This is a genomic window from Bradyrhizobium sp. 62B, from assembly GCF_030272265.2.
GTDB lineage: Bacteria > Pseudomonadota > Alphaproteobacteria > Rhizobiales > Xanthobacteraceae > Bradyrhizobium.
The window spans coordinates 358,571-376,521 of record NZ_CP092841.2 but is presented as its reverse complement, the minus strand read 5'-3'; the positions used below and the strand labels follow the sequence as shown (position 1 = coordinate 376,521).

Genomic DNA, 17,951 nt, shown 5'->3' with positions numbered 1-17,951 from the left:
AACGAAAGACTTGACCGAAAGTCCTGCAATTGCTCGATGTTCCCCAATTGTCCGCCGACGAGATCATGGCCCGCGTGCTCCATCGCGACGGCCTGATGCTGATCATCGACAAGCCGGCCGGCCTTCCCGTGCATCGCGGCCCCAAGGGCGGCGCCAATCTGGAGGATTCCTTCGACGCGCTGCGTTTCGGCCTGCCGCGGCCGCCGGTGCTGGCCCATAGGCTGGACAAGGACACCTCCGGCTGCCTCGTGCTCGGCCGCCATCGCAAGGCGACCGCCTCGCTCGGCCTGCTCTTCAAGCACGGCAAGATCGGCAAGACCTACTGGACCGTGGTCGAGGGCGGCCCCACCGAAGACGAAGGAACCATCGACATGCCGCTCGGCCGGCTCAATGCCGAGCGCGGCTGGTGGCAGAAGCCGGACCCGGAAGGGCAAAAGGCGATCACGAACTGGAAGGTGATGGGCCGCGGCGACGGTTTCACCTGGCTCGCCATGGAACCGGTCACGGGGCGGACCCATCAATTGCGGGTACATTCGTCCGCGACCGGCTGGCCGATCTTCGGCGATAACATTTACGGCAACGGCCCGCGCTTCGGCGAGCCGAAGCTGCATTTGCATTCCCGCGAGATCGTGGTGCCGATCTCCCGGAACAAGGAGCCGGTCCGCGTCGTGGCGCCGGCGCCGCCGCATATGCACGAGAAGCTCAGGGCCTGCGGCTGGAATGGGGAATAGGCGCCGCAAGGTGCACCTCTCCCGCAAGCGGGGGAGGGAGCGCACCGACGCCGCGGCTGCATCTTGCGGACGCTCGCCGCTCCCGCCCATGGTTTACGAAACCTTCAGTCCTCGTCCCTCATGATGACGGTTGCTTAGAACAAGCTTCTGTAACCGCTCAGGACGAGCAACGCGTCATGTCCACGGCCGGGCTATCGATCATCGACGAGGTCGAATCCGCAATTCGCGCGGGCTCGCCGGAAAAGGGCCTTGCGACAGCCCGACGCGTCACCGACCTATTCCTCTCCTCCGCCGGCAGTTTCGACGACGAGCAGATCGCGCTGTTCGACGAGGTGCTCGATCGCCTGATCGGCACCATCGAACTGCGCGCGATTGCCGACATGGGCGCTCGCATCGCGCTCGCCGAGATCAGCGCGCAACTGGCGCCGGTAACTCAAGCGCCGCCCTCCGTGATTCGCCGCCTCGCCAGCAATGACGAGATCCGCATCGCCGGTCCCGTGCTGCAGGAATCCGCCCGCCTCGACGACGGCGAGCTGGTGAAGATCGCCTCGGCCAAGGGCGAGCCGCATCTGCTCGCGATCGCCGGCCGCTGGTGGCTGAAGGAGATCGTCACCGACGCACTGCTGGCGCGCCGCTATCCGAGCGTCAGCCGCAGGCTCGCCGCCAATCCCGGCGCGCGCGTCTCCGGACATGGATTCGCGCTTCTGGTCGGACAGGCCGAGGCGGATCCCGAGCTTGCCGTCAGCGTCGGCGTCCGCGTCGACCTGCCGTCGGAGCTGCGCCGCGGATTGCTGCGCTCGGCGACCGATGCCGTGCGCGCCCGCCTGTTGTCGCGCGCGCCGCCCCATCTGTTCGAGGAGATCCAGAGCGCGATCGCGGCCATCGCCGTCGGCGTCGAGCGCGAGATGTCCGGTGTCCGTGATTTCGAGGGCGCCAAACGCGCGATTGCGATGCTCAAGGCCACCGGCCAGCTCAATGAGGCCACGTTGCTCGGCTTCGCCAGGCAGCGGCGCTATGAAGAGACCGCAGCCGCCCTGGCGGCGCTGTCCGGATCGACCGTCGAAGTCATTCGTCCGCTGATGCAGAGCCTGCGCGACGACGGCCTCCTGGTGCCGTGCAAGGCCGCCCAGCTGAGCTGGGAAACCACCACCGCCGTGCTCGAATGCCGTTTTGCGACCGGCGCGATGAAGCCGGCGGACCTCGCGCGGGCGCAGGGACACTACGCGCGGATGACGCAGGAGAATGCAAAGCGGACGCTGCGGTTCTGGCAGGTGCGGGCGTCGTAGCTTCCGTTTGACGTGAATGCGGCGCTTCGCGTTTCTTCCCTCTCCCCTTGTGGGAGAGGTGGCTCGCCGCGATAGCGGCGAGACGGCTGAGGGGTTTCCATCAGCGGGTGACCTCTCGCGCAGGAATTCGCTGAAGCAACCCCTCATCCGGCGCTTCGCGCCACCTTCTCCCGCATGGGGAGAAGGGAGCAGTCACACCGTCAGCCGCTCGCCATCGCTGCCGGCAATCACGAGCGGCACGACGCTGCCCACACGCTCGCCCGCAATCGCCACCGGCAAATAGTGCTCGGTGCGCCCCTGTCCCTCGCTCTCGATCAGCACATCACGCGTCGCGCCGATCTCCGCTTGCAGCCTTCGCCGCAGCGCCGCCTCGCCTGCCGCACGCAGCCGTCGCGCACGCTCTTTGATCGCACCGCCCGCAACCTGGGGCATCCTTGCAGCCGGCGTGCCGGGGCGTGGCGAATAGGGGAAGACATGCAGGAATGTCAGCCCGCACGCCTCGACGAGGTCGAGCGATCGCAAAAACATCTCGTCCGTCTCGGTCGGGAAGCCCGCGATGATGTCGGCACCGAAGACGACGTCGGGGCGCAGGCGGCGGACCTGGTCGCAGAATGCGATCGCATCCTGTCGCGAATGCCGCCGTTTCATGCGTTTCAGGATCATGTCGTCGCCGGATTGCAGCGACAGGTGCAGATGGGGCATCAGCCGCGCATCATCGGCGATGGCATCGAGCAGATCGGCATCCGCCTCGATCGAATCGATCGAGGAGATGCGCAGGCGCTTCAGCTCCGGCACATGCCGCAAGATCTGCTTCGTCAGCATGCCGAGCCTGGGCGCCCCGGGCAGATCAGCGCCGTAGCTGGTGAGGTCGACACCGGTCAACACGATCTCGGCATGGCCGCGCTCGACGAGATTGCGCACTTGCTCGACCACCGCGCCCATCGGCACCGAGCGTGAATTGCCGCGGCCATAAGGAATGATGCAGAAGGTGCAGCGATGATCGCAGCCGTTCTGCACCTGCACGAACACGCGCGGCAGGCCGCTCGCATAGCCGTCGATGAGATGCGGCGCCATCTCCTTCACGGCCATGATGTCGCTGACGGCGATTTTTTCGCTGGCGCCAAGGTCAAAGGCGCTGCGGGTCTCGTGCCACGCTTTGCTGCGCATCTTGTCGTCATTGCCGACGATGCGATCGACCTCGGCCATGTCAGCGAACATGCCGCTTTGCGTCTGCGCCGCGCAGCCGGTGACGACGATTCGCGCCGAGGGGCGCTCACGCTTCAATTTGCGGATCGATTGCCGCGCCTGCGCCACCGCCTCGTTGGTGACGGCGCAGCTGTTGATGACGATGGTATCTTCGAGCCCCGCAGCTTCGGCTTCGCGGCGGATCACCTCGGCCTCGAAGGCGTTGAGGCGGCAGCCGAACGTGACGATGTCGACGGCCATCAGGCGGCCGGCGCAAACAGCGCCGGATCGAATCGGCCCTCATATTCGAAGGTCGCCGTGCCCGTCATCAGCACGTGGTCGTCGCGCTCGCGCCATTCGATGCCTAGCTTGCCGCCGGGCAGCGTGATCTCGACATTGCGCTCGGCCCGCTTCAGGCGGGCCGCGGCGACCGCCGTGGCGCAAGCCGCCGAGCCGCACGCCCTGGTCAGGCCGGCACCGCGCTCCCAGGTGCGGATCGTGATGTGCTCGGGATCGACGATATGAGCGAGCGTGATGTTGGCGCGCTCCGGGAAGATCGGGTGGTTTTCCAGCAGCGGACCGAAGCGGCCGAGATCGTAGGCGTTGACATCGTCGACCCAGAAGATCGCGTGCGGATTGCCCATGCTCACCACGGAGGGCGAATGCAGGATCGGATTGTCGATCGGCCCGATCTGCAATTCGATGTACCGGGTGTCGCGGAACTCTTCCGCCAGCGGGATGTCCTGCCAGCCGAACTTCGGCAAGCCCATGTCGACGGTGTAGAGATCGGGCGCCGGACCCTGCCAGGCATTGAGCAAGCCGGCCGCGGTCTCGAACGTCGCATTGGTCTGCCCGTTCTTCTCGAAGATGCGCCGCACCACGCAGCGCATGCCGTTGCCGCAGGCGCCGGCTTCCGAGCCGTCATTGTTGTAGATGCTGATGAAGGCCTCGGTGCCGTCGAGCCGCGGCTTCTGCAGCACCATGAGTTGGTCATAGGCCACGCCGCCATTCGCGGAGGCCACCGCGCGGGCGTCGTCGGGCGTCACCCGGCCTGCGGAATCGCGCATGTCGACAACGACGATCTCGTTGCCGATGCCGTTCATCTTGGCAAATGCGTGATTGGCCAGCGCGCTCATGAAAATTCCCGAATTTCGCCTGTCTTATATGGCGATCCTTGCCGGCTTGGCCAGTGTTTTGCCGGCGGTCGCCAGAGGTCTGGCAAGAGATCCGCCAAGAGACCTGCCGGGAGATCTGCCATGACGCATCTGTCATGGGACGAATTTGGCGCCCGCGTGTTAGAACGGCGCGTTCGCGCGAACCGGGCGCGGTCGGGCGCAAAGACGGATTTAGGCCTTGGTGGTTAAGGCCTTGGCAGTTGAGGCCTTAGTAGTCGAGGCCTTGGGGAGAATAAAATGTTCAGGTTTCGTCGTCTCGCTCTGGCCGCGCTGATCCCGGTCGCGGCCTTGTCGCTTGGCCTGCCTGAGGTTCTGGCGCAGACGCCGAGCCCGGCAACGCCAAGCCCGGCGCCGGCCGCCTCGGCAAGTCCCTCGCCGGCCCCATCGGCCTCCCCCGCGCCGTCGCCTGCGGCCAGCGCTTCGCCGAGCCCGACGGCGTCGCCCTCGCCCGCAGCCAGCGCCTCACCGAGCCCGACGGCCCCGCCACCGGCGGCCGCCGCAACCCCCGCCCCGGTGCAGACCGCCGATCCGTTCGGCCTCGAGACCACGCTCGAGGCCAAGAAGGTCGTGATGGTCAAGGGCACCGCGAACTGGGACTCGGCCTTCGACACGCTGATCGACGCCTTCAAGGCGCTGAACACGCTCCTGGACAAGCAGGGCATCAAGCACGCCGGCAACGCGATGATCGTCTACACCTCGACCGACGATACCGGCTTCACCTTCCTGGCCGAGATCCCGGTCGAGCAGGATCCCAAGAATTTGCCCAAGGACATGAGCGTCGGCAAATCGCCGGAGGGCAAGGTGCTGAAATTCGTCCACCGCGGCTCCTACGACAACATGGACAACACCTACGAGGCGATCACCAATCACCTCGACGACAAGAGGCTGGAAGCCAAGGACACCTTCATCGAGGAATACCTGACCGATCCCCTGAAGACCGCTGAAGACAAGCTCGTGATCAACGTTTTCGTGCCGCTGAAATGAGAGACATGAAGAAGCCTGCCATCCTTGCTGCCTCCCTCGCCGCCGTTCTTGCCGTCGCCCTGCCGGCAACGTCCGCACTCGCCGACGATGTCGTCTCCGCCATTTCGGTGAGCGGCGAAGCCAGCGTGTCCGCGGCGCCGGATCTCGCGCAGATCGACGCCGGGGTCGCCAACGACGCCAAGTCGGCGAAGGAAGCCTCCGACGCCAACAACGCCGCGATGGGCAAGGTGCTGCTGGCGCTGAAGGGCGCCGGCATCGCCGAGAAGGATTACCAGACCTCGCGCCTGTCGCTGCAGCCGCAATACGGCCAGAACAAATCCACCGGCGCATCCCCGGTGGTCGGCTTCCGCGCCAGCAATCGCGTCACAGTGAAGATCCGCGACGTGACCAAGGTCGCCGGCATCATCGACACGCTGGTCGCCGCCGGCGCCAACGACATCGGCAACATCTCCTTCGAGGTGACGCAGGCTTCGAAACTGCTCGACGACGCGCGCGAGCAGGCGGTGGCGGACGCCCGCCGCAAGGCCGAGATCTACGCCAAGGCAACCGGAGTGACGCTGGGCGCACCGCTCAGCGTGTCCGAGGGCGGCGCGCCTGTGCCGCTGTTCAAGGGCCGCATGGCCGCAGCTCCCCTGGCCGCAGGCGCCGCCGTCGCGCCGGGCGAGGAGACGCTGTCGGTGACGGTGAATGTGAGCTGGGCGATCAAGGCGAAAGAGCAATAGCTCTCGTCATCTAATAGGTGACACATCGCCGCGACATCAACGGTGTCGTCCCCGCGAACGCGGGGACCCATGACCACAGGGAGTGGTTATGACGCGACGCAGGTAATTCCGAAACTTCGCCACACATCCTCTGTGGTTATGGGTCCCGGATCTGCGCTTCGCTTGTCCGGGACGACAGCTCAATGTTTGGAGGCAGCGAGCTAAATCTCCACCACCTGCCTGATCAATCATTCGCGCTGATATCAGTAAAAAGGAACCCCGTCGGCGTCTTGGTAAAGACGAAGATGAGCTCGCCGCAGAAGACGAAGTAACTGTCGTTCTTGTAGTCATCGCGATCGTAGACGGCCTTGCCGCGCTGGATACACCCGCGATTTTTCGCCGTGAACGAGGTCCGATAGGTCTTGGCGCCAAATTGCGCGGCGTCGCGAATGGCGTTGTCGTTCATGAACGGCAATCGTGTCATAGCGGCGACGGCGGCGGAATCGTTTGCTTTCAGCGCTGCGCGAAACTTCTCGATGAAGCCATCGAATTCCTTCTGCAAGGCAGGAGAAGCGACGGCGTTCTTCGCCTGGACGACGGCAGGAGCAAGGCTCACGATAGCGGCTGCAAGCACAATTCTCAGCAAAAATCCCACAGGCCGGCTCCATCCATCAATCAAGGTCTTCCGACCGAATCCATGGTGTTTGGTTGCGTCATGGGCTTTCTGGTTCAATGGCGCAGAGCCGCATGAGCTTGTCGCTATGCGAGCAAAGCGGACATTGCTTTCGTCGCATCCCGCCGCCGGGCTTATGGGTACACGACCTAGATCTCCACCACCTGCCCCGGCTTCATCGCCACGAACCGCTCCTGCGGAATCTTCGCGGCATCCAGCGCTTCCACCAGGGCCTTCGCCGGTGCGTCGATCGCTTCATCCGTCAGCTGGAACGTGCCGTGATGGTGCCCGAGCGCGGCCTCGGCGCCGCAATCGGCCAGCGCCTTCACGGCGTCTTCCGGATTCATGTGCTGGTCGCGCATGAACCAGCGCGGCTCGTAGGCGCCGATGGGAAGGATGGCGAGGCGCAGCCTGCCGTGCTTCTCGGCGACGCGGCGGAAATGCCGGCCATCGCCGTAACCGGAATCGCAGACCACATAGATCTTCCCGGCCGGCGTCTCCAGGACAAAGCTCGCCCACAGCGCCTTGTTGCGATCGAACATGCCGCGCGCGCTCCAGTGCCGCGTCGGCACCAGATGCACGGCGATGCCGCCGCCGAGCTCGACGCGGTCGTGCCAGTCGAAGGCTTCCACCTTGATCGTGGAATCCCAGCTGCGCATCGTCACGTCGTTGCCAAGCGGGGTGACCACGCGCGGGGCAAAATTCTTGGTGAGCCGTGACAGCGTCGCGATGTCGAGATGGTCGTAATGGCCATGCGAGACCAGCACGACGTCGATCTTCGGCAGCTTCTCGAACGCGATGCCGGGATCGTTGTGCCGCTTCGGTCCGGCGAAGCTGACCGGCGAGACCCGCTCCGACCAGACCGGGTCAATGAGGATGTTGAGGCCGCCGGTCTGGACCAGCCAGCTGGCATGGCCGACGAAGGAGAGCCGCAACCGATCGCCGTCGACCCGCGCCGGCGGCGTGTCGGCATGGGGGCTGGGCGCCCAGTCGGGCCATTCGGCGCGATTCCGCTTGCCGCCGAGCTGCCAGCGCAGCACCTCGCGCAGCGACTTTGGCGGTGCGCCGTCCGGATCGAAGAAGGTCAGGCCGTCGAAATGATCGGAGACCGGGCCGTCATAGGTTTTCATGTAGGACATCCAGAGCGAGGGCACGCCGACCACCGCGCCGGCCCCGGCAAGCAGTCCGAACAGGCGGCGGCGGGTGATCGGCATGGGAACTTCAAGGGTGGTAACGGAGGCGGGTCATCGCCTCTATATGGGCGGACCCCCGCGAAAAGGAACCGGCCGCCAAAATTGCTCTCTTTTCAGGACCTTGGCCTGGCCGCGGCGCCCCGGCACCCTAACTTTCCTTGACTTTTGGGCGAGAGCGGCGTTTAACCCCGCCACTTTCTCGGAAAGGCTTTCTTTTCGACCCGCCGACCGGCCCTTGGGGCCGGAGGTCAACGCCCGACAGCGCTGTGCGCCCTCGGGCGCAAAGGTGTTTGGAAGATCGTTTGGCCAAGGAAGTGGTCATCCCCCGCGAAGGCGGGGGACAGCAACAGGACAACTTCATTGTTCGACAATCTGTCGGAACGGCTTGGCGGAATTCTCGATCGTCTGACGGGGCGCGGTGCGCTGACCGAAAAGGACGTCGACGCCGCGATGCGCGAGGTGCGCCGCGCGCTGCTGGAGGCCGACGTTGCGCTCGAGGTGGTCCGCAGCTTCACCGAGCGCGTCCGCGAGCAGGCGATCGGCGCCACCGTCGTCAAGTCGGTGACCCCCGGCCAGATGGTGGTCAAGATCGTCCATGACGAGCTGATCAACACGCTCGGCGCCGAAAGCCAGACCATCGACGTCAATTCCGTGCCGCCGGTGCCGATCATGATGGTCGGCCTGCAGGGCTCGGGCAAGACGACCACCACCGCAAAGCTCGCCCGCCGCCTGGTCCAGCGCGACAAGCGCAAGGTGCTGATGGCTTCGCTCGACGTCTATCGTCCGGCGGCGATGGAGCAGCTGGCCGTGCTCGGCCGCGATCTCGACATTCCGACCCTGCCGATCGTGGCGGGACAGCAGCCGCCGCAAATTGCCAAGCGCGCGCTGGAGGCCGGCAAGCTCGGCGGCTACGACATCGTGCTGCTCGACACCGCCGGCCGCACCACGCTCGACGAAGATATGATGGCGGAAGCGGCGGCGATCAAAGCCGCCGCCAATCCGCACGAAGTGCTGCTGGTCGCGGACAGCCTCACCGGCCAGGACGCCGTGAACCTCGCACGCGCCTTCGATCAGCGCGTCGGCCTCACCGGCATCGTGCTGACGCGCGTGGACGGCGACGGCCGCGGCGGTGCCGCGCTGTCGATGCGTGCCGTCACCGGCAAGCCGATCAAGCTGATCGGCACCGGCGAAAAGACCGACGCGCTGGAAGATTTCCACCCCGACCGTATCGCCGGCCGCATCCTCGGCATGGGCGACGTGGTCTCGCTGGTCGAACGCGCCGCCGCCAATATCGACGCCGAGAAGGCCGCGCGCACCGCCGAGCGGATGCGCAAGGGCCAGTTCGACCTCAACGACATGCGCGAGCAGCTGTTGCAGATGGCGAACATGGGCGGCATCAGCGGCCTGATGGGCATGATGCCCGGCATCGCCAAGATGAAGAACCAGATCGCGGCCGCCGGCATCGACGACAAGATTCTGAAGCGCCAGGTGGCGGTGATCGATTCCATGACGCGCGACGAGCGCCGTCATCCCGACCTGCTCAAGGCCAGCCGCAAGAAGCGCATCGCCGCCGGCTCCGGCCAAAGCGTCGAGCAGGTCAACAAGCTGCTCAAGATGCACCGGAACATGGCCGACGTGATGAAGGCCATGGGCTCGGGCAAGCGCGGCCCGCTCGCCGGCATCGCGCAGGCGATGGGCTTTGGCGGCGGCATGAAGATGCCCTCGCCCGAAGAGATGAAGGCGATGCAGGAAAAGATGCAGAGCGGCGGCGGCCAGGGTCTGCCCAGCCTGCCGAAGGATCTGCCGCCCGGTCTTCGCTCGGGCCTGCCGAATTTGCCGGGGCTAACGGGCCTCAGCGGCAAGCCGACGCTGCCGGGCCTCGGCGGTTTCCCCGGCAAGAAGAAATGAGGAATTCGTCGCGAGGGACCGCACGGTCTCGCGCGGCGCGCAAATACCGATCAACCGAACAAACCGTATTTTGAAGGAGAACTAGATGTCCGTCGTTATCCGCCTCGCCCGCGCAGGCACCAAGAAGCGTCCCGTCTATCACGTCGTCGTCGCCGATTCGCGCTTTCCGCGCGACGGCCGCTTCATCGAGCGTCTTGGCTATTTCAACCCGCTGCTGCCGAAGGACAACGAGACCCGCCTGAAGCTCGACATGGACAAGGTGAAGGCCTGGCTCGCCAAGGGCGCGCAGCCGTCGGACCGCGTGTCCCGCTTCCTCGATGCCGCCGGCGTCAAGAAGCGCGAAGCGCGCAACAACCCCGAGAAGGCCGTGCCGCGCAAGGAGCGCAAGGCGCAGGCCGAAGCCGCCGCCAAGGGCTAAGGCTAGACCATGTCGGCGCTGGTCTGCGTCGCGCGGATCGGCGCCGCGCATGGTGTGCGCGGTGCGGTCAAGCTTTGGACTTTTACGGAAGATCCGTTTGCCGTCCGCCGCTACGGGCCCCTGCTGTCCAAGGATGGCAGGCGCCAGTTCGAAGTCGCGCAGGCGCGCGAGGCCAAAGATCATCTGGTCGCGACGTTCAAGGGCGTCACGACCCGCGATGAGGCCGAGCGCCTCAACGGCATCGAGCTCTACGTCGCGCGCGAAAAACTGCCCGCGACGGACGAGGACGAATATTACCACACCGATCTGATCGGGCTCGCCGCCGTCACCACGGGCGGCGATGCGCTCGGCCGCGTGCTCGCGATCCATAATTTCGGCGCCGGCGACATCATCGAAATCGCGCCGCCGAAGGGACCGACGATGCTGCTGCCGTTCTCGAATGCGGTGGTGCCGGAGGTCGACCTCAAAGCCGGGCGCGTGGTGATCGCGCTGCCGCAGGAGATCGAGGGCGATCGGGACGACGACAACGATCCCGCCCCGAGTCGTCCCCGCGAACGCGGGGACCCATAACCACAGGCCGTGGTTTTTTGGCTAAGCTGATAGCTCCGATCATCGCAAAATGACGTGCGGTGGTCATGGGTCCCGGGCTCGCGCTGCGCGCGCCCCGGGACGACGAGAACCGAGATCCGATGACCAATCCCTTCCCCTGGCGCGCGACGGTGCTGACGCTGTTTCCGGAGATGTTTCCGGGACCGCTCGGCGTGAGCCTTGCCGGGCGGGCGCTGGCCGCGGGACTCTGGCAGATCGAGGCGCGGGACATCAGGGCCTCCGCCACTGACCGCCACCGCAGCGTCGACGACACCCCCGCCGGCGGCGGACCGGGCATGGTGCTGCGGGCGGATGTGCTGGCGGCTGCGATCGACGCCGCCGAGATCGCACCGGCACGGCCGCGCCTGCTGATGAGCCCACGCGGTCGGCCATTGACCCAGGCCCGGGTGACGGAGCTTGCCCGGGGCCCCGGTCCCCTGATCGTCTGCGGACGGTTTGAGGGGATCGACCAGCGGGTGATCGACAAGCGGGGCCTGGAGGAGGTCTCGATCGGGGATTACGTGCTCTCGGGGGGCGAAATCGCAGCCTTAGCCCTGATCGACGCCTGCGTGCGGCTGCTGCCGGGGGTGATGGGCAAGGAGGCCTCGGGAACCGAGGAAAGCTTCTCCGATGGCCTGCTGGAATACCCCCAATACACCCGCCCGCAGCTGTTCGAGGGGGTCCCGATCCCTGAGATCCTGACCTCCGGGGACCATTCCAAGGTGGCGGCCTGGCGGCGGGCGCGATCCGAGGCCCTCACCGAGGCCCGGCGGCCCGATTTATGGGCCCGGATCCCGCCCAAGCCGGCGAATCGGGCCCGTCGCCAAAAAACGCCAAAAAACAAGACAGACGGGTGACAAACGCTCCGGCTTGCCTTATAGCAGCGGCCAAATCCGCAATGGCTGGATAGACGAATTTTGCGCAGCCCCCCGTTTCCAGGGCTGGGCGCGCCGATGGAGATTTACCCATGAACCTGATCAAGCAGCTCGAGCAAGAGCAATTCGACAAGCTGTCCGCCGGCAAGGACATTCCGGAATTCGGTCCCGGCGACACCGTGATCGTCAACGTGAAGGTCGTCGAAGGCGACCGCACCCGCGTGCAGGCCTATGAAGGCGTCTGCATCGGCCGTTCCGGCGGTGGCCTCAACGAGAGCTTCACCGTGCGCAAGATCTCCTACGGCGAAGGCGTGGAGCGCGTGTTCCCGGTGATGTCGCCGATGATCGACTCGATCAAGGTGGTGCGCCGCGGCAAGGTGCGTCGCGCCAAGCTCTATTATCTCCGCAACCTGCGCGGCAAGTCGGCCCGCATCGTCGAGAAGACCGAGCACGCCAAGGCTGCCGTCAACGAGTAAGCCTCGCTTCTCCAGGCACGTTTTCGAAAGCGCGGGGCTCGGCTCCGCGCTTTTTTGTTGCGTCAGCCGTGCGCTTCAAACCACTCGCGATTCCAGTTCGGCCTGCTATATATTCCTGGAATGTTTCCAGATCCGACCAGCCTCGCCCCCGTCCAGCGCATCGTCATCGACGATCGCTCGCGGCTGCCTGGCCGGTTCTTCGGCCGCTTCGCGACCTCGGCAACGTCAGAGCTTAGTCCCGCAGCCTAACAGGCTGCGCTGACGATTTTGTTGCCCGCGCGATGCGCGCTTACCCGCTTCACACATTCTTCGGAGCTTAAGCTCATGTCCAAGCCCACCACATTGTACGACAAGATCTGGAACGACCATCTGGTGCACGAAGCCGACGACGGCACCTGCCTGCTCTACATCGACCGCCACCTGGTGCACGAGGTGACCTCGCCCCAGGCGTTCGAAGGCCTGCGTGCGACGGGGCGCAAGGTTCACGCGCCGGAGAAGACGCTCGCCGTCGTCGACCACAACGTGCCGACCACCGATCGCACCAAGCCGAATCCCGATCCGGAGAGCATCGAGCAGATCAAGGCGCTGGCCGAGAACGCCAAGGAATTCGGCATCGAATATTACAACGAGTTCGACAAGCGCCAGGGCGTCGTCCACGTCATCGGCCCCGAGCAGGGCTTTACGCTGCCCGGCACCACCATCGTCTGCGGTGACAGCCACACCTCGACGCATGGCGCCTTCGGCGCGCTCGCGCACGGCATCGGCACCTCCGAGGTCGAGCACGTTCTGGCGACGCAGACGCTGATCCAGAAGAAGGCGAAGAACATGCGCGTCACCGTCGACGGCAAATTGCCTGACGGCGTGACGGGCAAGGACATCATCCTGGCCATCATCGGCGAGATCGGCACCGCCGGCGGCACCGGCTATGTGCTGGAATACGCGGGCGACGCGATCAGTGCGTTGTCGATGGAAGGCCGCATGACGGTCTGCAACATGTCGATCGAAGGCGGCGCCCGCGCCGGCCTCGTCGCGCCCGACCAGAAGGCGTTCGACTTCCTGCGCGGCCGCCCCAAGGCCCCGAAGGGCGCGGACTGGGATGCGGCCATGCGCTACTGGGAGAAGCTGCGCTCCGACGACGGTGCGCATTTCGACAACGAGCTGCGCCTCGACGCGGCCAAGCTGCCGCCGATCGTGACCTGGGGCACCAGCCCCGAGGACGTGATCTCGGTGACCGGATTCGTGCCCGATCCTGATCAGATCGCGGACGAGGCCAAGCGCATCTCCAAGCATCGCGCGCTGAAATACATGGGCCTCACCGCGGGAACGAAGATCACCGACATCAAGGTCGACCGCATCTTCATCGGCTCCTGCACCAACGGCCGCATCGAGGATCTGCGCGCCGCCGCCAAGATCGCGGAAGGCAAGACCGTCTCGGCCAACGTCAATGCCATGGTCGTGCCGGGCTCGGGCCTCGTGAAGGAGCAGGCCGAGGCTGAAGGTCTCGACAAGATCTTCATCAAGGCCGGCTTCGAATGGCGCGAGCCGGGCTGCTCGATGTGCCTCGCGATGAACCCCGACAAGCTGGCCCCGGAAGAGCGCTGCGCCTCGACCTCGAACCGCAATTTCGAGGGCCGCCAGGGTTTCAAGGGCCGCACCCATCTGGTGTCGCCGGCGATGGCGGCGGCGGCGGCGATCGCCGGTCACTTCGTCGACGTCAGGGACTGGCGCTAAGCCGATCCCAGCAATTGTAGCGATCGCGGCAAACCGCCGTTAAACGATCGCCTGACACTGTCGTCCTCGCGAGGTTTTCGCGAGGACGCGCGCCATGGCCAACAAGCCTGAATATGTCGACCTGATCAGCGAAGCCACGCGCCAGCACCGCCGGCGCGCGACGCCCTTGCGCATCGTCGCCAAGCCGGAGGTCGAGGAAACATCGAAGCTCAGCCGCTGGCCGCCCGCGATGTTCAGGCAGTGGAAGCTCGAGAATTTGATGCGATGGAAGGCTTCGTCGTGGAAGCTGAAGGATTGGCTGTAGGCCGTCCAACCCCGACGTCATTCCGGGGCGCCCGAAAGGCGGACCCGGAATCTCGAGCTGACGTCACCTCGCTCACATCACCAATAGTAGCGGTACGGATGGTGCCAGCGATGCCAGCGGCAGACGCGGCGGGGGCCGTAATAGGTCCAGATGATCCGGCAGCGGCGCGGATGGTGGTAGTAGGGATAATAGCCGCCGACATAATAGCGCCGGTGGAAGTGGCGGTGACCATAGTGCGGCCGATAGATTCCGTAGCGATGAAATCCGCCATAGCGGTGAACGCCGCCATAGCGATAGCCGCCGCCGTGGAAAGCCGGCGCGGCGCGGATGCCGCCGATATGAGCGCCGTGGAATCCACCGCCGCGGAAGCCGCCGATATGTCCGCCGCCACCGCGAAAGCCACCGCCACCGTGAAAATGTCCGCCCCCGCCATGTCCGCCGCCGCCATGGCGAACCTGCGTGACGAGATCGTCGCCCGCCGCCTTGGTCGCGGGTGACGTCGCCGGATTGATCAAGTTCAGCGCTTCAGCCCGACGCGCAGTTCCGGCCGACAGCATCAGCGTCGCGGCGGCCGCAATCCCGAGCAGGCGCATCGGGCTTGCCCTGAGACCCATTATCCTCAGCATGGAAATCCTCCCTGAATCTGGACAGCGGAGTTGCGATGCTCGTTCCTTAGCCCGCGTCATCCCTGTTCAATTGCAGTCGCTCCCGGGATTAAAGTGCGGACAGCGATGTGAACGCGCCATGAATGAACGAAGCTGGCTGCGCGCTGCGGCGCTGTGCCGCGATGGGAGGAAGTCGTGAGATGACGGTCTACGCGATTGCACAATTGAAGATGACGGACCGCGCGGCCTATGACCGCTACCAGGCGCGGTTCTTCGATGTGTTCAGGAAGTACAATGGCCGGCTGCTCGCCGCCGACGAGCGCCCGCGCGTGCTCGAAGGAACCTGGCCGCACGACAAGCTCGTCATGATGTCGTTTCCCGACGAGGCCGCCTTCCTCGCCTTCTCGAACTCGCCCGACTACGAGGAGATCTCGCGCGACCGCAAGGCAGGCGCTGAGGCCACCGTGCTGCTCGTCAAGGGTTTCGCGCCCGCCGGCTAGCGCGTCACCAGAACGGGCCGTAGCCGAACACGAAGGGTGCAGGCACGCCGTAGGGATAGGGACGGTAGTGCGCGGGCCGCGCGTAGTAGCGGGGATCACGACGCACGAGGGGCGGCACGACGTAGGTTCGCGCGGGCCGTCGCATATCGAAGACCGCGATCCCGGCCGAGGCCTCCGGAATCGCCACCCGATGCGCCGCTGACGCGCAAGGCAGGCCGGTGGCAAGCGCGACGGCAACGGCCCATGCAAACCATCTCGCCATGATCACCCCACCGGGCTCCAACGCCGCGCGCCGCCCTAACCCGGGCGCCAGTAGCAGCTCACGCGCGGCACGATCACCGTGCCGCTCGGCCGGAATTCCTGCACATAGGTCGCGTTGCATTCGCGGACCGCATTGGGACCGGGATTGTAGCGCGGATAGACGCCGTCAGGGCTGTAATAGGGCGTGACGCGCAGGCGCGCCGGGTGCCGTTTGCGCGGCGGCGGGATGTCGTCCGGTGAGGCGGCCTGGGCCAGCCTGACGCCGGGGGCCGCCGTCTGCGCCTCCGCGCCAACGCAAAATTGCGAAAACAACCCCATGCACAGTAGCGTCAGCGCTGTTTTTGCTCGCATTTTTTCGCCCACCTGAAACGTCTCGTCGAGCGGCCACGCTCCCCGTTTTGGCGCCGCCCGTCAACCTCGCCGCATCTATAAAGCGGGATGCATCGCCGCGGAACCCACGCTATGAGAAGCCCATGTGGACGGAATTGAAAGCGCCCTCGCTGGCCGAGATGGAAGCGACGGCGCACGAGATCTTCGAAGGCCTGCCGGCGGAATTCCGCAAGCTCTGCGAGGGCGTGATCATCCGCGTCGACGACTTCCCGACCGAGGAGGTCCTGGACGAGATGGAGTGCGAGAGCGAGTTCGACTTGCTCGGCCTGTTCCAGGGCGTCGGCCTGCCGCAGCAGAGCCTGGGCGACGTGGCGCGGCTGCCCAACATGGTCTGGCTCTACCGCCGGCCGATCCTGGATTACCGGGCCGAGCACGACGAAAGCCTCGGCCACATCGTCCGCCACGTCCTGATCCACGAGATCGGCCACCATTTCGGTCTTTCGGACGACGACATGGAAGCGATCGAGGCTCAGGCGGAGCAGGACGCGGACTGACCAAGGCGCGGCGCAGAGAGAAGCATCGTCAGTCGATAATCGGACCACCCCGCGAGAGACAGCGACACCTGCTGATAGTGCAGGTAGCCCATGGTCGGATGATTGAACGCACGCTCGCCGCCTTCGCGAGCCAAGACCCCCTGCATGTCCCAGCAGCGCTCGAAATCGGGACTTTCTCGTCTCAGTTGCTCCACCAGCCAGCGAATCTCGGGATCATCCGAGTAGGCTGTCACCGCGGCACGGAACTCTGCAACGACGCGGCGCGCTCGGGAAGTCCAGTCGAGGATCAGGGTTCGAGCCTCAGGCCTCAGAAAGATGTAGCGCAGGAGATTCTTTTCGCCGTCTGCATCGAGCCATCCTGCAAACAGGAGGGACGCTTGTGCATTCCAGCGACGCGCACGCCATGTGCGATCGAGGACATAGGCCGGTCCATCGATCGCATCGACACAGGCCAGGATTTCTTCAGGCGGATCATCCCTTGTGCTGGGGCGTTCGGGATCGCGCTTGCCCGCAACCTCGAACAGGTAACTGCGCTCGGCGCGTGACAGACGCAATCCGTGCGCGAGGCGCGAAAGTGCCGCCGCGGAGACGGACACGTCACGCCCCTGCTCGATCCACGTGTACCAAGTGACGCTCAATCCGCAGAGCTGCGCGACCTCTTCTCGCCGAAGTCCGGGCGTGCGCCGTCGTGATCCACCGGCGAGGCCGAATTCTGCCGGTGACTGGCGCTCCCGGAGCGCCCGCAAGAACGCGCTGAGCGAGAGAGCCGGAGCGGTTGGATCCTGTCCTTTCATAGTGGTAATTATACTAGCATAATGTAGGTTCTTAAACTGGTATTAGCCGCGTGCTAGCTTTCCGTCGTTATTTCGTCGCTGCGCAGAGGACGCACGGGCATGGGCAAGCAATTCACGCGGATCGAGCCGGAGCACAGGACTTTCATCGAGGGGCAGAAGATCTTCTTCGTTGCCAGCGCCCCGCCCAAGGGACGCATCAACGTGTCCCCCAAGGGCCTGTCCTCGTTCCGGGTGCTCGGAGACAATGATGTCGCCTATCTCGACGTCACTGGCAGCGGCAGCGAGACCCGCGCGCACCTGATGGCTTCTGACGACAAGCGGCTGACCATCATGTTTTGCGCCTTCGATGGCGCCCCGATGATCCTGCGCCTCTATGGCCAAGGCCGGTCGCTCATGCGAGGCACGCCTGATTACGCCGACCTCGCCCCTCGGTTCGAGGACGTCGCAGGGGCACGTCAGATCATACGGCTCTCGATCGATCTCGTGCAGACGTCGTGCGGCATGGGCGTGCCACTGTTCGACTACAAGCAAGAGCGTGGCAGCCTCGTGCGCTACTGGACCAAGCAGGGCCTCGACAATTTGCGAAAGTACTGGGGCCTGAAGAACATGAAGAGCATCGACGGTCTGCCGACCGGCTTTGCGCCTGACCGGATGGCCCCTCAGGGCTGACAGACCAAGT

At 65.3% G+C, this 17,951-nt stretch carries 22 protein-coding genes; 14 read left to right on the top strand and 8 right to left on the bottom strand.

Features of this window, described 5'->3' with window-relative positions; genetic code table 11:
- The first annotated feature begins 29 nt into the window (after nucleotides 1-29).
- Nucleotides 30-731: an RluA family pseudouridine synthase gene (locus tag ML401_RS01825; RefSeq protein ID WP_249132412.1), complete on the top strand. Its 702-nt coding sequence runs from the start codon at nucleotides 30-32 to the stop codon at nucleotides 729-731.
- A 176-nt stretch (nucleotides 732-907) separates the two neighbouring features.
- Entirely contained in the window at nucleotides 908-2,017 is a 1,110-nt protein-coding gene (locus tag ML401_RS01820; RefSeq protein ID WP_211415089.1) for a DUF2336 domain-containing protein, read from the top strand.
- 192 nt (nucleotides 2,018-2,209) lie between these two features.
- On the opposite strand, the gene mtaB is transcribed toward ML401_RS01820, so the two are convergent.
- Together mtaB and dapF are read right to left on the bottom strand one after the other, a co-directional pair.
- Nucleotides 2,210-3,463 (bottom strand): tRNA (N(6)-L-threonylcarbamoyladenosine(37)-C(2))-methylthiotransferase MtaB, encoded by a 1,254-nt coding sequence (gene mtaB / locus ML401_RS01815; RefSeq protein WP_285809371.1) that lies wholly within the window; start codon nucleotides 3,461-3,463, stop codon nucleotides 2,210-2,212.
- Nucleotides 3,463-4,338 carry a diaminopimelate epimerase gene (dapF, locus tag ML401_RS01810; protein WP_285809369.1) on the bottom strand — a complete coding sequence of 292 codons (876 nt, stop codon included), beginning with the start codon at nucleotides 4,336-4,338 and terminating at the stop codon, nucleotides 3,463-3,465. Before dapF ends, mtaB begins: the two co-directional genes overlap by 1 nt.
- Nucleotides 4,339-4,614: 276 nt before the next feature.
- Here dapF and ML401_RS01805 point away from each other — a divergent pair, with 276 nt between their 5' ends.
- Entirely contained in the window at nucleotides 4,615-5,361 is a 747-nt protein-coding gene (locus ML401_RS01805; RefSeq protein WP_285809367.1) for a GyrI-like domain-containing protein, read from the top strand.
- Between the two features lie 5 nt (nucleotides 5,362-5,366).
- On the top strand, nucleotides 5,367-6,083 hold the full coding sequence (locus ML401_RS01800) for an SIMPL domain-containing protein (RefSeq protein ID WP_285809365.1): 717 nt from the start codon (nucleotides 5,367-5,369) through the stop codon (nucleotides 6,081-6,083).
- 223 nt (nucleotides 6,084-6,306) lie between these two features.
- Here ML401_RS01800 and ML401_RS01795 read toward each other — a convergent pair whose 3' ends face one another.
- Entirely contained in the window at nucleotides 6,307-6,717 is a 411-nt protein-coding gene (locus tag ML401_RS01795; RefSeq protein WP_285809363.1) for a hypothetical protein, read from the bottom strand.
- A 167-nt stretch (nucleotides 6,718-6,884) separates the two neighbouring features.
- The gene (locus tag ML401_RS01790; RefSeq protein WP_212068939.1) at nucleotides 6,885-7,949 is read right to left on the bottom strand and encodes an MBL fold metallo-hydrolase; all 1,065 of its coding nucleotides are present in this window, start codon (nucleotides 7,947-7,949) and stop codon (nucleotides 6,885-6,887) included.
- A 339-nt stretch (nucleotides 7,950-8,288) separates the two neighbouring features.
- Between ML401_RS01790 and ffh the strand changes: the two genes are divergently transcribed.
- The 7 genes from ffh to ML401_RS01755 all read left to right on the top strand — a co-directional run bounded on the left by ffh (nucleotide 8,289) and on the right by ML401_RS01755 (nucleotide 14,228).
- Complete coding sequence (gene ffh / locus ML401_RS01785; protein WP_014490648.1) at nucleotides 8,289-9,836, top strand: signal recognition particle protein; 1,548 nt, start codon at nucleotides 8,289-8,291, stop codon at nucleotides 9,834-9,836.
- An 85-nt stretch (nucleotides 9,837-9,921) separates the two neighbouring features.
- Nucleotides 9,922-10,254, top strand: a complete 333-nt coding sequence (rpsP, locus tag ML401_RS01780; protein WP_014438992.1) for a 30S ribosomal protein S16 — start codon at nucleotides 9,922-9,924, stop codon at nucleotides 10,252-10,254.
- 9 nt (nucleotides 10,255-10,263) lie between these two features.
- Complete coding sequence (gene rimM / locus ML401_RS01775; protein ID WP_285809359.1) at nucleotides 10,264-10,824, top strand: ribosome maturation factor RimM; 561 nt, start codon at nucleotides 10,264-10,266, stop codon at nucleotides 10,822-10,824.
- A gap of 119 nt (nucleotides 10,825-10,943) precedes the next feature.
- Entirely contained in the window at nucleotides 10,944-11,699 is a 756-nt protein-coding gene (gene trmD, locus ML401_RS01770) for a tRNA (guanosine(37)-N1)-methyltransferase TrmD (RefSeq protein ID WP_285809358.1), read from the top strand.
- 110 nt (nucleotides 11,700-11,809) lie between these two features.
- Nucleotides 11,810-12,193 (top strand): 50S ribosomal protein L19, encoded by a 384-nt coding sequence (rplS, locus tag ML401_RS01765; RefSeq protein ID WP_028133304.1) that lies wholly within the window; start codon nucleotides 11,810-11,812, stop codon nucleotides 12,191-12,193.
- A 324-nt stretch (nucleotides 12,194-12,517) separates the two neighbouring features.
- Nucleotides 12,518-13,924: a 3-isopropylmalate dehydratase large subunit gene (gene leuC, locus ML401_RS01760; RefSeq protein WP_194405410.1), complete on the top strand. Its 1,407-nt coding sequence runs from the start codon at nucleotides 12,518-12,520 to the stop codon at nucleotides 13,922-13,924.
- 94 nt (nucleotides 13,925-14,018) lie between these two features.
- Nucleotides 14,019-14,228, top strand: a complete 210-nt coding sequence (locus ML401_RS01755; RefSeq protein ID WP_194405409.1) for a hypothetical protein — start codon at nucleotides 14,019-14,021, stop codon at nucleotides 14,226-14,228.
- Nucleotides 14,229-14,305: 77 nt separating this feature from the next.
- On the opposite strand, the gene ML401_RS01750 is transcribed toward ML401_RS01755, so the two are convergent.
- Entirely contained in the window at nucleotides 14,306-14,854 is a 549-nt protein-coding gene (locus ML401_RS01750) for a hypothetical protein (protein WP_285809357.1), read from the bottom strand.
- A gap of 179 nt (nucleotides 14,855-15,033) precedes the next feature.
- On the opposite strand from ML401_RS01750, the gene ML401_RS01745 reads away from it, so the two are divergent.
- On the top strand, nucleotides 15,034-15,333 hold the full coding sequence (locus ML401_RS01745) for a DUF1330 domain-containing protein (protein ID WP_211415099.1): 300 nt from the start codon (nucleotides 15,034-15,036) through the stop codon (nucleotides 15,331-15,333).
- A 4-nt stretch (nucleotides 15,334-15,337) separates the two neighbouring features.
- On the opposite strand, the gene ML401_RS01740 is transcribed toward ML401_RS01745, so the two are convergent.
- Nucleotides 15,338-15,595 (bottom strand): hypothetical protein, encoded by a 258-nt coding sequence (locus ML401_RS01740; protein ID WP_211415100.1) that lies wholly within the window; start codon nucleotides 15,593-15,595, stop codon nucleotides 15,338-15,340.
- A 35-nt stretch (nucleotides 15,596-15,630) separates the two neighbouring features.
- Entirely contained in the window at nucleotides 15,631-15,912 is a 282-nt protein-coding gene (locus tag ML401_RS01735; RefSeq protein ID WP_194408127.1) for a hypothetical protein, read from the bottom strand.
- Nucleotides 15,913-16,067: 155 nt separating this feature from the next.
- Between ML401_RS01735 and ML401_RS01730 the strand changes: the two genes are divergently transcribed.
- Nucleotides 16,068-16,478 (top strand): metallopeptidase family protein, encoded by a 411-nt coding sequence (locus tag ML401_RS01730; RefSeq protein ID WP_285809356.1) that lies wholly within the window; start codon nucleotides 16,068-16,070, stop codon nucleotides 16,476-16,478.
- Here ML401_RS01730 and ML401_RS01725 read toward each other — a convergent pair.
- On the bottom strand, nucleotides 16,454-17,272 hold the full coding sequence (locus tag ML401_RS01725; RefSeq protein WP_259218498.1) for a helix-turn-helix transcriptional regulator: 819 nt from the start codon (nucleotides 17,270-17,272) through the stop codon (nucleotides 16,454-16,456). The genes ML401_RS01730 and ML401_RS01725 overlap by 25 nt on opposite strands.
- A gap of 99 nt (nucleotides 17,273-17,371) precedes the next feature.
- Here ML401_RS01725 and ML401_RS01720 point away from each other — a divergent pair, with 99 nt between their 5' ends.
- Nucleotides 17,372-17,941: a pyridoxamine 5'-phosphate oxidase family protein gene (locus ML401_RS01720; RefSeq protein ID WP_212068932.1), complete on the top strand. Its 570-nt coding sequence runs from the start codon at nucleotides 17,372-17,374 to the stop codon at nucleotides 17,939-17,941.
- Nucleotides 17,942-17,951 lie beyond the last annotated feature (10 nt).